This is a genomic window from Streptococcus sp. oral taxon 431 (assembly GCF_023110115.1).
Taxonomy (GTDB): Bacteria; Bacillota; Bacilli; order Lactobacillales; family Streptococcaceae; genus Streptococcus.
The window spans coordinates 157004-169293 of the sequence record NZ_JALDVP010000001.1 but is presented as its reverse complement, the minus strand read 5'-3'; the positions used below and the strand labels follow the sequence as shown (position 1 = coordinate 169293).

Annotated in this window: 11 protein-coding genes and 1 other annotated feature; all 11 genes read right to left on the bottom strand. The window is 38.5% G+C overall.

Features of this window, described 5'->3' with window-relative positions; translation table 11 throughout:
* Positions 1–11 precede the first annotated feature (11 nt).
* The 11 genes from M1F91_RS00950 to ppc all read right to left on the bottom strand — a co-directional run bounded on the left by M1F91_RS00950 (position 12) and on the right by ppc (position 12288).
* The gene (locus M1F91_RS00950) at positions 12–146 is read right to left on the bottom strand and encodes a DUF4044 domain-containing protein (protein WP_000863850.1); all 135 of its coding nucleotides are present in this window, start codon (positions 144–146) and stop codon (positions 12–14) included.
* Between the two features lie 29 nt (positions 147–175).
* Complete coding sequence (locus M1F91_RS00945; protein WP_247912244.1) at positions 176–367, bottom strand: PspC domain-containing protein; 192 nt, start codon at positions 365–367, stop codon at positions 176–178.
* Positions 368–393: 26 nt separating this feature from the next.
* A complete protein-coding gene (locus M1F91_RS00940; protein ID WP_247912243.1) occupies positions 394–1710 on the bottom strand; it encodes a glycosyltransferase family 4 protein in 1317 nt (438 codons plus the stop codon).
* Between the two features lie 8 nt (positions 1711–1718).
* Positions 1719–2762, bottom strand: coding sequence for a glycosyltransferase family 4 protein (locus tag M1F91_RS00935; protein WP_016465929.1), 1044 nt, complete (start codon positions 2760–2762; stop codon positions 1719–1721).
* 109 nt (positions 2763–2871) lie between these two features.
* Positions 2872–3201: a metal-sulfur cluster assembly factor gene (locus M1F91_RS00930; protein WP_006145447.1), complete on the bottom strand. Its 330-nt coding sequence runs from the start codon at positions 3199–3201 to the stop codon at positions 2872–2874.
* Between the two features lie 17 nt (positions 3202–3218).
* Positions 3219–4328 carry an RNA polymerase sigma factor RpoD gene (gene rpoD / locus M1F91_RS00925; protein ID WP_004252673.1) on the bottom strand — a complete coding sequence of 370 codons (1110 nt, stop codon included), beginning with the start codon at positions 4326–4328 and terminating at the stop codon, positions 3219–3221.
* Positions 4329–4330: 2 nt separating this feature from the next.
* Positions 4331–6091 (bottom strand): DNA primase, encoded by a 1761-nt coding sequence (gene dnaG, locus M1F91_RS00920; RefSeq protein WP_247912242.1) that lies wholly within the window; start codon positions 6089–6091, stop codon positions 4331–4333.
* Positions 6092–6339: 248 nt separating this feature from the next.
* On the bottom strand, positions 6340–7098 hold the full coding sequence (locus M1F91_RS00915; protein ID WP_006148413.1) for an ABC transporter ATP-binding protein: 759 nt from the start codon (positions 7096–7098) through the stop codon (positions 6340–6342).
* Positions 7095–7961 (bottom strand): ABC transporter permease, encoded by an 867-nt coding sequence (locus M1F91_RS00910; RefSeq protein ID WP_036752806.1) that lies wholly within the window; start codon positions 7959–7961, stop codon positions 7095–7097. Before M1F91_RS00910 ends, M1F91_RS00915 begins: the two co-directional genes overlap by 4 nt.
* A 60-nt stretch (positions 7962–8021) precedes the next feature.
* Entirely contained in the window at positions 8022–9020 is a 999-nt protein-coding gene (gene trpX / locus M1F91_RS00905; RefSeq protein ID WP_195184166.1) for a tryptophan ABC transporter substrate-binding protein, read from the bottom strand.
* Positions 9021–9154: 134 nt separating this feature from the next.
* Positions 9155–9368, bottom strand: a binding site (T-box leader).
* Between the two features lie 94 nt (positions 9369–9462).
* Positions 9463–12288: a phosphoenolpyruvate carboxylase gene (ppc, locus tag M1F91_RS00900; RefSeq protein ID WP_247912241.1), complete on the bottom strand. Its 2826-nt coding sequence runs from the start codon at positions 12286–12288 to the stop codon at positions 9463–9465.
* Positions 12289–12290 lie beyond the last annotated feature (2 nt).

The window sequence follows — 12290 nt, the reverse complement described above, 5'->3', positions numbered from 1 at the left end:
CAACTAGCAATTTAGAATCTACTAAATACACCAATTGCAGTCGCAAAAATACCGGCTAAAGTAACAAACAACATGATTAATACGACAAACATTGTAAGTTTTTCAAAGAATGTTTTTTTACGTTTACCATTATCACCGAATGCCATGTTTTCTCCTTTACTCTAATACTCTAATATTAATACTCATCAGATACAGGAGCGATTGCCCACAAGATCAAGTAAGCAATAAGTCCTGCGCCATAACAGAAAGCCAAAACTCCCCAAATAACACGTACGATTGTAGGGTCAATATCAAAATAATGTGCTAAACCAGCGCATACACCACCGATTTTTTGATCTTTACCACTTCTCATAAATTTCTTTTGCATATTTTTATTTCCTTTCTTTGATTTGATTAATCATTTAAATATTTTCTTAAATTTCTTAATTGTTTTCTAGATGCCTTAAGCATACGCTTCGAACCTTTAACTGGCATAGTAACAGCCTGTTGCGGAATATAGAAGACTGTCTTTAAAATACGTTTTGTAACAGGTTCGTCAGCCCCTGTTTCTTTGGCAAAATTATTTGAAATAATGACGTCTAGATAAAATTCATGGACTCTTCTACCAAAATTCTCAGCAGAAATTTCATATAATTTTTCAGCCAAGTGTTTTTCATCCATTGACGGTGTAGCAAGTAAAGCCTCAAGAATCGCTCCTGCCAAGTCCCTTTCCTCATAATAAAGGGTTCCGAACATTTTATCATTGATGAGATTATCCAAATAAGGATTCCCATGGGCAATAACAGGTGTCTTACTAGCTAAACTTTCCAGATAAGTCAATCCCTGAGTCTCACTTGTAGAAGCCGATATGAAGAAATCAGCTGCCTTATAATAGAGTGCCGTCTCATTTGGCGGAATCATACCTGTAAAGATAACAGAATCTTGAATTTTTAAATCTTCTGCTTGCTCCTTAAGATTGTCTAAATAAGGTCCATCTCCAGCTACAACCAGTTTAACATTTGGTTCTTCTTTTAGGACATCTGGTAAAGCTTTAAGAACTGCTTGAATATTCTTCTCATAAGAGACTCGAGAAAGACTTAGAAGCATCTTTTCGTCTTGTTGGATCCCTAGTTTATCCCTTAAGTCACTAATGTGTTCAGGACCAATCTCAGGGCGTTCAAATTTGGCAAGTTCAATCCCAGTAGGAATAACACGCTTTTCAACTTTTACCTTATAGTCAGATAAAAGATCGCGTACAATTTCACTCGGACAAATGACTCCATCAACGTCATGCAAAAAACCTCGAACAAGATATTTGACCATACTTGGACGAATCAACATCCCCTTAGCAATATAGTGAACATAATCCTCGTACTGGGTATGATATGTATGAATGACTGGAATTTTCAGTTCTCGAGCAATCCAAATTCCCAATAAACCAAGAGAAAACTCGGTTTGGGTATGAATAATATCGAGTTTGTATTGTTTTGCAATCTCAAGAGCTTTGGTAAATCCACGGTAAGCGAAACGACGGTCTTTAAAGGCAAAGAAAGGAACACTAGGGATACGAATAATCTGCCAGTCTTCATAACGATTGACATCCTTATCGGTTGTCGTAAAGATAAAGACTGCATGCCCTTGCTTTTCAAGCTCTGTTTTTAAGGTTCGAATACTGGTTGCAACACCCGAAACCTGTGGGAAATAAGTATCTGTAAATAATCCAATTCGCATATACTACCTCATTTTTTTCCTAAAGCCGCTTGCTCCCGATAGAATTTTAGCCATATTTCAAGGAGATGCTCCTCTGAGTATTCTCTTGAAATAGCCTTGGCCTTTTCTTTTAACTCTTTCAAAGCTTCTGGATGCTCTCTATATTCCATAATAGCTTGTTTCATCTCTTCCACATCGGTGGTTGGTCTGTAATTGCCTTCTAGAATAACCTTATAAAGATCTAAGTCCCGAAGCATAATGGGAGCTTCACAACTCGCAGCTTCTAGAATAGTCATCGGAAAGAGCTCATTATAGCTAGGAAGTAAGAACAAATCTGCCAAAGCATACAGTTCTTTCATCCGTTCTGGCTCAACAATTCCAGGGAAAATCAGATTCTCTGGAGGATTATCCATGATTTTTTTATAGCGTTCATAACCATCTGTAATCCCACCAAATGAGAAGCCTCCAGCCCAAATAAAGGTGATGTCCGGTAGTTCCTCAGCAAGAGTGATGAAATCATCGATTCCCTTGCGCTTCTGAACCTGCCCAGCTCCTACTACTACAAATTGATTTTCACTCAACCCCATATCTTGTCGAAGTTGACTTACTTTTTCTGCAGAAAGTGGGTGCCATTTTTCTTTGTTAACAAAGTTAGGAATATAGGTCACCTTTTCACGAGGAATACCAGCTGCAACCAAATCTTCGATAAAAGTAGGATTAACCACAACCAAGTGTTCCATACGGTCATAAAAAGAAAATACGTAGCGCTTAACAATCCCTTTTAGAAAGAATGGAATCTTCAAACTACCTTCTAAGGTGTCAGGCAAGAAGTGGACATAACCAATTCTACGACCTGAACGCTTCTTTTGAAAAGTTGACAGATAATAAGGAAGGTCGATTGTATGAAAATGAGTAACATCAGCTTCTACAGGAAGATTCTCCGTTACAATTAGTTGGTCTTTCGCATCACGTTTCAAAAGTTGCACAAGTTCACGGTAAGCTCCAGAAACACCTTGTCCTGCTACCTTTTCACTCGAACTTAGCATGTTGATGCGTAATTTCTCTTTTTCCATACTATCCATTATATCATTTTATTGAAAGAAAATCAGCAAATTAAAAAAGAGATAGCATAAAAGCTAGGGAATTTCCTAACACTTATACTATTTCTTTTTTTATATCATTCTATTTAATACCTAAAGCGATACGTGCATAGCGACTCATTTTTTCAACCGTCCAAGCTGGATACCAAACTAATTTCACTTCAACGTTAGTAACCTCTGGTACATCTGTCATAGCATCATAAATTTGATCGGTCAAGAGGTCTGCTAATGGACAACCCATAGTCGTTAAGGTCATATCAATCTCAGTATCACCGGTATCACCATCAAATCGAATCTCATAAATTAGACCTAGGTTGACGATATCGATTCCTAATTCTGGGTCGATAACTTCTTCTAGAGCTGTCAAAATCCGTGTTTTGATGTTTTCAATTTGCTCTTCTGTGTAAGCCATATTCAGTCTCCTCTATCTTAATCCTCGATAAAGTCACGAAGCGGTTTGCTTCTACTTGGTTGGCGAAGTTTTCTCAATGCTTTTGCCTCAATCTGACGGATACGCTCACGAGTGACATTGAAGACTTTACCTACATCTTCTAGAGTACGCATTTTACCATCATCAAGACCGAAACGAAGACGCAAAACATTTTCTTCACGGTCAGTCAAGGTGTCAAGAACTTCATCCAACTGCTCACGCAAGACAATACGAGTTGTGTAGTCAACCGGATTTTCAATCACTTCATCTTCGATAAAGTCACCAAGATGACTATCGTCCTCTTCACCAATAGGTGTTTCAAGAGAAACTGGTTCTTGCGCAATCTTTAAAATTTCACGAACCTTATCAGGTGTCATATCCATACGTTCAGCGATTTGCTCAGGAGTAGGATCTTGTCCCAATTCTTGAAGAAGGTTACGCTGCTCACGAACAAGCTTGTTGATTGTTTCTACCATGTGAACTGGGATACGGATGGTACGAGCTTGGTCAGCAATGGCACGCGTAATAGCCTGACGAATCCACCAAGTTGCATAAGTTGAGAATTTGAATCCTTTTGAATAGTCGAACTTATCAACGGCCTTCATTAATCCCATATTTCCTTCTTGGATTAAATCAAGGAATTGCATACCGCGTCCAACATAACGTTTCGCAATAGAAACTACCAAACGAAGGTTAGCCTCTGCTAGACGTTGTTTCGCTTCAACATCTCCTGCTTCAACAGCGAGAGCCAATTCTTTTTCTTCTTCGTTAGTAAGAAGAGGTACGACACCAATTTCCTTCAAGTACATACGAACAGGGTCATTGACTTTGGCAGATGTTGAACCAATTAAGTCTTCATCGCTAAGTTCTGGTTCTTCCTCTGTACTTAAGACACGTTCACTCGGATTTCCTTCGTTATCAGTGATTGCAATACCTGCATCTTGAATCCGTTGCAAAAGGTTCTCAATACCTTCTACATCAAGAGCAAAAGGAATTACAAGGACATTGTTAATTTCATCATCTGTCGCAGTACCAGTTTTCTTATGGTTACGAATAAATTCTGCAACTTGGACATCAAAAGTTGTTACTTCTTTTTGTTTTTTTGCCATTCTTACTCCATTCTTCTTTTTTGGGCAATTAAGCGTTCAAGCTCTTCTAAAGCAGTATCTGTGTCGCCTACATGACTAGCTTCCTGAACTTTCTTTTTAATTTGCAAGTTTTGTTGATTTAGAAGAGCACGATTACGAGACTCTTCCACTTCCTTTAGTTCTTCTGGAGACATTTCAGAAGGTAGATCCAAGGCTAACACTTGGTACCAAGCATTTTCCACTTCTCTAGTCTGATTTGCCAAGTCTTCAGAAGAAATCGAACCATTATCAATCAAGAGTCCATACAAGGTCTGAAACTCTGGAGTTTCAAATACAAAATCATCTCTCAAACGATAATCATTCAACACAAGGGGGTGCTCCATCATACGATAAAGAATATGTGCTTCAGCTCTCATGACTGCCGTCAATTGTTTAGAAACCGACATAGTAATTGGTGTCGGATTAACAACCTGCTTCACTTTTTCTTGTCTTTGTCTGACACGACTTTCATTGATAATGTGCTCGACTTGTTGATAATCAAAAGATGGTAAATGATCCGTCAACAAATGAATATAGGTGTTCTGGGCTGTGATAGAAGGTTCTTTGACGATAAGAGGTGCAATTTTCTCAATGAACTCAATCTGTGCTTGGAGATTTTCACCATTACTAGGTTTGTAATGATGGATATAAAACTCAATCGGACTGATTCGAGTATTGGATAAAAGATAAGCCAAATCCTCTGGAGAATTCTTTTGTAAATACTCATCAGGATCCATTGCATCAGGAATCTGGACTACTTGTACAGGTAGATCTTTAAGCTCGTCCAAAGCTTTAGCAGTTGCAGCTTGTCCTGCCTTATCACCGTCATAAGTGATAATCACTTTTTTTGTAAAGCGTTTGAGATGTTCGACGTGTTCAGCAGTCAAGGCCGTTCCCATGGAAGCTACTGCATTTTCAATACCAGCACGGTAGGCAGCAATGACATCCATAAAGCCTTCCATCAGATACATTTCAGGAGCTTTTCCAGATCCTTTTTTTACCCTATCCAAATGATATAATTCGTAACTCTTGTTAAAAATCGCCGTCGCTCGACTATTTTTATACTTGGCAGTTTGAGAATCTGTCTCTTGCCAAATCCGTCCAGAGAAAGCAATTACCTTTCCTTGGTCGTTTGAGAGTGGAAATATAATCCGGTTATGGAAAGTATCAAAAAATTGGTTACTCTCAGATAGATAAAATAGACCTGAATCCAGCAAGTCCTTCTCACTATAATCGTCTGCTAAACGCTGATAAAGATAAGAGCGTTCTGCTGGAGCTAGACCAATCATAAAGTGTTTAATGACATCATCAGTCAAGCCACGTTTATAGAGATAGTTTCTCGCCTCCTCACCCATTTTAGTCGTCATGAGGATTGCATGATAAAAACGTGCAGCCTTGTCATGCATATCGTAGAGATTTTGATGGGGTGACGTGTGTGGAACAGGGTTATGTGCAGGAGCTTCAAGGTGCATTCCGAGACGTTCGCCCAACATCCTTACCGCATCCGCAAAAGTTACTTGTTGATACTCCTCTATAAACTTAAAGACGTCTCCGGAACGACCGCAACCAAAGCAGTGATAAAATTGCTTATCTTCGACCACGTTAAAGGAAGGGGTCTTTTCACCATGAAAAGGACAGAGCCCCAAAAAGTTCCGTCCAGATTTTTGTAAAGAAATCACTTCTCCTATGATTTCGACAATATTGGTATTGTTTTTGATTTCTTCGATGACTCTCTTGTCAACCATAGACAATACCTCCATTTTATCACAGTTTACTTTATATAGTATAGCTTATTTCTGAAAAAAAGTAAACCATTTCACACCTTTTACATGCTTCTATTTCATAGAAAATAGGTATTTTCGAGAGTAAAATTTTAGGAAATTACACATTTACTTAAAATTGAAAAAAATATATAAATAAAAAATCTCTCTTTGCTTCAACAAAAAACTTAGAGATAAAATTTTATCTCTAAGTTTTTTGTAAATGAGTAATCTTATTCAAACAACTGATAGTAATCTGAAATCTTCATCTTAGCTTTTTCATCCTTGTTCAAATCTTGGATGATTCGTCCTTCCTTCATAACAATGAGACGATTTCCATACTTGAGAGCATCTTCCATGTGGTGGGTAATCATCAATGCTGTTAGATGGTCCTTGCTGACAAAGTCATCTGTCAATTCCATCAAGGCTACACTTGTCTTAGGGTCAAGGGCTGCCGTATGTTCATCCAACAAAAGGAGTTCAGGACGTTTCAAGGTTGCCATCAAGAGGCTCAAGGCCTGTCTTTGTCCACCTGACAAGAATTCAATCGGTGTATCCAAGTGTTTTTCTAGACCATTTCCGACTTTCTCAATGGTTGCTTGAAATTCTTCCTTGTAAGCTGAGAGTCTTCTTGGAAAAAGTCCACGTTTTTCACCACGAAACTTAGCAATCAAGAGATTTTCTGCAACCGTCATACGAGGGGCAGTTCCCATCTTAGGATCCTGAAAGACACGAGAAAGGTACTTAGCACGTTTTTCAGGGCTGAAATGAGTCACATCTTCTCCCATAATACGGATAGTCCCACTAGTTAAAGGTAAAGTTCCTGCAATGCTATTAAAGAGTGTTGATTTTCCTGCACCATTTCCACCCAAGATTGTGATGAAGTCATGTTCATAAATATCAAGCGAAACATCGTTTAGGATAATCTTTTCTTCATCAAATCCATTTTTCACAATTTTTGTGGCATTTTTTAATTCTACAATCGCTGTCATTTGCTTAACTTGACTCCTTTCAAGTATTTATCCTTAAGGGTTGGAATGACTAGACAAGTTGCTAGGATAAGAGCACTGTATAGACGGAGGTAGCTAGTATTAAAGCCAAGAGCAATGACTCCCCATACCAAGAATTGGTAACTAATAGAACCAACAACAATAGTAACCAGACGTTCTGCTAATGTAAGACTCTTAAAGAGTACTTCACCGATAATCAAGCTAGCAAGCCCAACTACGATAACCCCGATACCACGAGAAACATCTGCATAGCCTTCTTGTTGAGCGATAAGAGCGCCAGCTAGTGCAATCACACCATTTGACAAGACCAAGCCCATCAACTCCATACGTCCAGTATTGATACCAAAACTACGAGCCATATCTGGATTATCTCCTGTTGCGATATAAGCTTGTCCCAATTTAGTATCTAGGAAGAAAAGCATAAGAAGGATAACCAAAGTCACAAAAATCAAACCTGTAAATAATTGATTAACCTCAGATGAGAAAGGAAGAACGTCCTGGATTTGTTTAGTTCCTAAGAGCCCAAGGTTTGCCCGTCCCATAATCATGAGCATGATAGAATGGCAAGAAGTCATCACCAAAATACCAGACAAGAGTGTTGGAATCTTTCCTTTCGTATAAAGAAGACCAGTCGCTAAACCTGCAAGACAGCCTGCTCCAACAGCTACTAAGGTAGCAAGAAAAGGATTGACACCTTGTGTAATTAGAGTTACTGCTACCGCTCCTCCAAGCGGGAAGGAACCCTCGGTTGTCATATCTGGAAAGTTGAGGATTCGAAAGGTCATAAAGATTCCCAAACCTAGAATAGCCCAGACAAATCCTTGTGAAATAATCGATACTATCATGTTACATTCATTTCCTTCTTTTAAAAATTGGAGGAGATGTCTCCAACTCCTCCTTTATTCTTATTCGATTACTTGACCAGCTTCTTTAAGAACTGATTCAGGTATAGTGATTCCAAGTTCTTGAGCCACTTTTTTATTGATAACTGATTTACCAGTTGAGAAGACATTAACTGGTGTATCTGCAGGTTTTTCACCCTTCAAGACTTTGGCAATCATCTTACCGGTAGCAACACCAAGATCGTGTTGATCAACAACCACTGATGCCAAACCACCTGCTTCTACCATGGCAGTCGCACTTGGGTAGATTGGTTTTTTAGCTGTTTGGTTGCTTGATACTACAGTTGAGAACGCAGATGCGATTGTGTTGTCAATTGGAACCCAGATTGCATCTACTTTACCAGTCATAACGTTTACTGTAGAAGCAATTTCGTTAGTTGAAGGAACTGCAAAAGTCTCTACTTTCAAACCAGCTTTTTCAGCGTAAGCTTTGAATTCTTCGACTTGTGATTTTGAGTTATCTTCGCTACTTGAGTAAAGAGCTCCAACTGTCTTGACATCAGGAGTCAATGTTTTAATCAATTCAACCTGTTGTTCAGCAGGGTTATGGTCAGATACCCCTGTGATGTTTCCACCTGGTTTTTCCAAGTTTTGTACAAGGTTAGCTCCAACTGGGTCTGTAATAGCTGCCATGATAACAGGAAGGTCTTTTGTTGCACTTGCTAGACCCTGAGCTGCAGGTGTCGCAATTCCGACAACAACATCATTTCCATTTGACACCAATTGTTTACTCATTGTGGCAACCTTACTTTGGTCACCTTCTGAGTTCATAAAGTCGATTTTAACTTGATCACCTTTATAGCCTTCTTCAGCAAGTCCATCTTGGATACCTTGGTAAATCAAGTCGAGTGATGGGTGACTGACGAACTGTAGAACACCAACCTTAGCTGTTTTGTTAGCTGTCTCGGTTTTAGTATCTTGTTTCGTTAAGTTAGAGTAGACCAAGCTTCCTCCAACTACAAGTGCTAGTGCTGCAATAATACCAATTAAACGTTTATTCATATCTATTTCTCCTTATTTCACTTAAACTTCGTAATGTTCATGTCACTTTCAATATAACTTTACCAAGCGTCGCCATCGTTTGATTTCCATCATTTTTTCCTCCCCATAGAAAAAGTCCTCACACAAAAAACTTGTGTGAGGACGTCGATGCGCGGTGCCACCTCAATTATAGGAATTTTCCTATCGCTCTTACTCGCTTCACGAGTTGCACTATAAGGTGTGCTCACCGAATTCTTATGATTTCAAATTCTTAATAACATCCAGCCCAATTTCATCATCTTCTTCTATCTGTTTCCACCAACCACAGACTCGCTAAAAAAATTCGATGATTACTTTCTGAATGCTTAAATTATATCATTTTACTAAAACTTGTCAAGGATTTTCATGAATTCTTTTAAAAAATTATGAAAATTCCTACGGTTTTTGGAAAATATTGCTTGTATTAACCTGAATTACGTAATCCTGTAGCAATTCCGTTAATGGTCGTATGAATCAATCTTTCCTCATGTGAGGACAACTCTCCGCGACGTTGACGCTTAATCAACTCTAACTGAATATAGTTAAGAACATTGAAATAAGGCATGCGGTAATTCAGACTATCTTTCAAATAAGTGTTTTCTGCCAAGAGTTCTTCATGACCTTCGATAGCCAGGATAACATTCTTAGTCAATTGCCATTCATCCAAAATAGTATAGTAGATTGCTTGTACTTCTTCACTTTCACAAAGTTTAGCATATTCAAAAGCAATATTCATATTTGATTTTGATAGAACCATGTCAACGTTTGATAGTAGCGACTGGAAGAAAGGCCAGTTCTGATACATGTCACGAAGGTATTCAATATTTTTTGGATCTTGATCAATAAATTCCTTGAAGCTTGAACCAACACCATACCAACCTGGGAACATGACACGACTTTGTGACCATGAGAATACCCAAGGAATGGCACGTAGACCACCAATTTCAGTGATTGTTTTACGTGCTGCTGGACGAGAACCAATATTAAAGCTTGAGATATTCTTGATTGGACTAGATTCAAAGAAATAATCGTAGAAATGATCATTTCCAAATACTAGTTCACGGTAGATATTATAGCTACGACTGACTACATGGTCCATGATGGCTTCGTAACGGTTTGAAGTATTAGTGTCACTCTTCTTCTGTGTAATCATACGGTTGATAGCCGCTGATACCAACATTTCCAAGTTATAGTAGGCTGCATCCTTGTTTCCGTATTTATTTCCGATAACTTCACCTTGTTCAGTTAATCGAATCCGGTCCTTGATTGATTTGAGTGGTTGAGAAGCAATGGCGTCATAAGTAGGGCCACCACCACGACCAACAGTCCCACCACGACCGTGGAAGAAGGTTACTTTGACTCCAAATTCATCACCGATAGCGGTTAATTGTTGTTGAGCTTTGTATAGAGTCCAACAAGATGATAGATAACCACCATCCTTGTTACTATCAGAGTAACCTAGCATGATTTCTTGATAATTATCTTTTGAAGTAATCCACTTCTTAGCAAGCGGTAAAGAGAAATACTTTCTCATAGTCTCTTCGGAATGATCCAAATCCTCAATTGTTTCAAAGAGAGGAACGATTTGAACACGTGCTTTTTCAGCATCTACAAGACCGACTTCTTTCAGCATAATCGCCAATTCTAACATATCAGACACGCTGGTGGCATGAGAAATAATCGTTTGACGAATGACGTCTTCTCCCAAACGATCTTTTAATTCACGTGCAGTTTGGAAAATGGCTAATTCTTTTTCAAGAAGTTCAGACTTTTCAGCATGAGTAGCTGACAAGATTCGAGGGTCTTCTAATAGTTCATGTAAAAGCAACTCGCACTTCTCATCTTCTGAAAGATCGCTATAATGGTCATTAATTCCAGCAGATGCTAACAATTCAGCAACACAGGCTTCATGAACACTTGAGTCTTGGCGCATATCGATAGATGCCAAGAAGAAACCAAAGACTTCAACAGCCTCCAAAAGCTCAGCAAACTCTCCAGTAAGCAAGGCTTCTGCCTTATTTTCAAGCAATGAATCTTTAATGATAGCTAAGTCTTGTTTAAATTCTTCAATTGTTTCGTAGTAAGGAGGACGATCTTCAGCCAATTCTTGAATGGCTCCTGAGAGACGATTACTAATATAGTCAGTAACCACTCCTTGTTGATGTCCTTGAGTTCCAAAGAGTCGTTCAATATGATGGCGTTCATCTGCTGATGAGCCGACAAGAGCCCACTCTTTCAAATTTAAGAGAGTTTGAATTAATTTTGATTGAATAAAGTGAAAAGCCCGACGATAAGGTTCTTTCTCACGGAAAACAGATGTATCACTAGATTGAGCAGCCATTTCTTCAACAGCCTTGCTTGTCTTAGATAAATTAGTAGAAAGAGAGAAAGTACGGTAGAGACTAGAAATCTTACTGATGTAGTAGTTTAAGATCACTTCACTTTGAATGGTAGCCGAACGCATGAGTGTTTCAGCAGTTACAAATGGATTGCCATCACGGTCTCCACCAATCCACATTCCCATGGTGATAGGTTTTGCTTGTTTTAGGTCAATTCCCTGCTCTTTTGCAAGACGCTTATACTCTAACATTAGATTTGGTACAGCTTGTAGGAAAGAACTATTGTAATATTCCATCACGTTTGTGATTTCATTCGTTACTTTTAGTTTCTTCTCACGAATCATATCCGTCTGCATGATAATCTCAATGTAGCGACGAAGATCATTGTGCCATTTTTCTTTGTTAATAAGCCCCATTCTCACGTCACGGTATTTACGCAAGAGATTATGGATATGATTAGTCAAGTCCAGCATACTCTTACGTTGAACCTGAGTTGGATGGGCTGTTAATACTGGCACCACGTTCAGATGTTCTAGAATTTCAGCCGCATTTTCTTTTTCAGCAACCATTTCAATGGTTGTTGACAATTTACCAAGATAATCTTGATCAATATTGTTTAGATGGTTAATCTCATAAGCTAAGTCTACGTCTTCGGAGATGTTAATCAAAAGTGGTAAAATAGAGAAATATCTGGAGATGTAGACCATTTCATCATTTGAAAGACTTCTCACTACCTTATCTAGTCCTTGATAGTCTAGATTTGATGATAGCTTCTTCAACTGCATAATCTTGTCAAAAGTCTCAGCAGGAAGCATATTTTTCGTGATATCTTCAAGTAAATCTGTCAAGATTTGAACTTCTTCTTGGACTACAGTTTTGTTTCTGTTATTTTCTAGTTTTTGAAGAGACATAT

What these genes read in the sequence shown, in the direction of transcription:
- M1F91_RS00950 (WP_000863850.1), bottom strand. Translation starts at nt 146, where the DNA reads ATGGCATTCGGTGATAATGGTAAACGTAAAAAAACATTCTTTGAAAAA.
- M1F91_RS00945 (WP_247912244.1), bottom strand. Translation starts at nt 367, where the DNA reads ATGCAAAAGAAATTTATGAGAAGTGGTAAAGATCAAAAAATCGGTGGT.
- M1F91_RS00940 (WP_247912243.1), bottom strand. Translation starts at nt 1,710, where the DNA reads ATGCGAATTGGATTATTTACAGATACTTATTTCCCACAGGTTTCGGGT.
- M1F91_RS00935 (WP_016465929.1), bottom strand. Translation starts at nt 2,762, where the DNA reads ATGGAAAAAGAGAAATTACGCATCAACATGCTAAGTTCGAGTGAAAAG.
- M1F91_RS00930 (WP_006145447.1), bottom strand. Translation starts at nt 3,201, where the DNA reads ATGGCTTACACAGAAGAGCAAATTGAAAACATCAAAACACGGATTTTG.
- rpoD (WP_004252673.1), bottom strand. Translation starts at nt 4,328, where the DNA reads ATGGCAAAAAAACAAAAAGAAGTAACAACTTTTGATGTCCAAGTTGCA.
- dnaG (WP_247912242.1), bottom strand. Translation starts at nt 6,091, where the DNA reads ATGGTTGACAAGAGAGTCATCGAAGAAATCAAAAACAATACCAATATT.
- M1F91_RS00915 (WP_006148413.1), bottom strand. Translation starts at nt 7,098, where the DNA reads ATGACAGCGATTGTAGAATTAAAAAATGCCACAAAAATTGTGAAAAAT.
- M1F91_RS00910 (WP_036752806.1), bottom strand. Translation starts at nt 7,961, where the DNA reads ATGATAGTATCGATTATTTCACAAGGATTTGTCTGGGCTATTCTAGGT.
- trpX (WP_195184166.1), bottom strand. Translation starts at nt 9,020, where the DNA reads ATGAATAAACGTTTAATTGGTATTATTGCAGCACTAGCACTTGTAGTT.
- ppc (WP_247912241.1), bottom strand. Translation starts at nt 12,288, where the DNA reads ATGTCTCTTCAAAAACTAGAAAATAACAGAAACAAAACTGTAGTCCAA.